Raw genomic sequence first — 1,831 nt, forward strand, 5'->3', positions numbered from 1 at the left:
GGCGAGTTGGTCGCGGCGGTGATGGTCACGTCGTCGGGGACGTGTTTGGCGACTTCGATGGTCGTCGTTCCCGAATCGAAGAAGACGACCTGCCCGTCTTGGAGGGTTTCGGCGGCGCGTTCTCCGATGATCCGTTTCGCATCCCGCCCTTGGACTTGCTTCTGTCCGTAGGTTCGCTCCTCGCCGACGGTTTTGACGGGGAGTGCGCCGCCGTGTGACCGCTCGACGCGCCCGTCGTCCTCCAGGTCGCGGAGGTCTCGTCGGATGGTCGCCTCCGAAACGTCGAGCCGACCCGCGAGGTCGGCGACGGTACTGCCGTTCTCTTCGGTGACAATCTCGGCTATCTCTCGTTTCCGTTCGTCAGGCAACATATGTTCGTATCATGCCGACTCGACCGTGAGCCGGGAGCGTCTCGTTCGTCTCTCCTGTAGGCAATTCTACCCAATAACGTCTCTGGTGTGGGAGAGCGAGGTCGGTTCGAGTGCGGGGAGTGGGGCGGTTCGGCATCATCTCAGCCGGTGAAGACGAGAAACAGCAACGCGATACCCGCCCCCACGGTCGCGACGATGGTCCCGCCGTACGAGCCGACGAGATAGTTGTACGCCGCGATGAGGGCCAGCAGACAGCAAGCAGCCACCAGCAGGATGTCCCGCTCCGGCACCCACGACGTGATCGTTTGTGCCATCGGTCAGTGCGTTGCCTCCATCCGCTTCGATTCCTTGGACGGGGAGTACGTCAGTGATTCACCGCTGCTGGCATCGAAGTAGTGGAGCGACCGTCGATCGAATTCGACGTTGACGCGGTCGTTGAGTTCGACCGGAACGCTCGGTTCCACGGACGCCTTGATGGTGATGTCGTTGCCGAGGTCGAGTTCGAGGACGGTCTTCTCACCCTGCGGTTCGACGACTTCCACGAGTGCGGGAAGGCCGTCCGGTCGGAGCGTGACGTTCTCCGGGCGGACACCGACGACGATTTCCTCGCCGAACTTGTCGTCGAGCGCGTCTCGATAGGATTCGGGCACCTCGTGTTGGAACGGCCCGACGTCCACGACGGGCGTTCCGTCGCGGTTGGTCAGCGTCCCCTCCACGAAGTTCATCGACGGGCTTCCGAGGAAGTCGGCGACGAACTGGTTCCGTGGATGCGTGTAGACGTACGTCGGGTCGCCCACCTGCTGAATCTCGCCGTCGTTCATCACGGCGATCTGGTCGGCGAGCGTCATCGCCTCGATCTGGTCGTGGGTGACGTACACCGTCGTCGTGGACAACTGCTCGTGCAGCTTGTTGAGTTCGGCGCGCATCTGCACCCGCAGTTTGGCGTCCAGATTCGACAGCGGTTCGTCCATCAGGAACACGTCGGGTTCCCGGACGATGGCGCGGCCGAGCGCGACGCGCTGTTGTTGTCCGCCGGAGAGCTCCGCCGGACGTCGGTCGAGGAGGTCGTCGATCTGGAGGAGGTCCGCGGCGTCGGACACGCGTTCTTCGATGATGTCGTCGTCCACGCCGTGCTGTTCCAGCCCGAATCGCATGTTCTCGCCGACCGTCTTGTGCGGGTAGAGCGCGTAGTTCTGGAACACCATCGCGATGTCCCGTTCGTAGGCGCGGTGGTCGTTGACCATCGTGTCGCCGATGTGAATCTCGCCGTCGGTCGCGCGTTCGAGTCCGGCGATGAGCCGAAGGGTCGTTGTCTTTCCACACCCGGACGGACCGACGAACACCGTGAAGGACTCGTCGGGGATGTCGAGCGAGATTCCGTCGACCGCGACCACTTCGCCGAACCGTTTTTCGAGCGTGTCGAGCGTTACTTCAGCCATCGATACCACCGTCGGTTGGAT

3 protein-coding genes are annotated in these 1,831 nt (G+C 62.9%); all 3 read right to left on the reverse strand.

Going from position 1 to position 1,831, the window contains the following annotated elements:
• Positions 1-371, reverse strand: a 371-nt coding sequence (locus tag WBV42_RS17960; protein WP_423987239.1) for a DeoR family transcriptional regulator, incomplete at its 3' end; no start/stop codon positions are given.
• A 140-nt stretch (positions 372-511) separates the two neighbouring features.
• Positions 512-685 (reverse strand): hypothetical protein, encoded by a 174-nt coding sequence (locus WBV42_RS17965; RefSeq protein WP_190303841.1) that lies wholly within the window; start codon positions 683-685, stop codon positions 512-514.
• 3 nt (positions 686-688) lie between these two features.
• On the reverse strand, positions 689-1,810 hold the full coding sequence (locus WBV42_RS17970) for an ABC transporter ATP-binding protein (RefSeq protein WP_423987240.1): 1,122 nt from the start codon (positions 1,808-1,810) through the stop codon (positions 689-691).
• Positions 1,811-1,831 lie beyond the last annotated feature (21 nt).

This window comes from Haladaptatus sp., assembly GCF_049589095.1.
In the GTDB taxonomy this organism is placed as follows: domain Archaea; phylum Halobacteriota; class Halobacteria; order Halobacteriales; family Haladaptataceae; genus Haladaptatus.

What these genes read in the sequence shown, in the direction of transcription:
- WBV42_RS17970 (WP_423987240.1), bottom strand. Translation starts at nt 1,810, where the DNA reads ATGGCTGAAGTAACGCTCGACACGCTCGAAAAACGGTTCGGCGAAGTG.
- WBV42_RS17965 (WP_190303841.1), bottom strand. Translation starts at nt 685, where the DNA reads ATGGCACAAACGATCACGTCGTGGGTGCCGGAGCGGGACATCCTGCTG.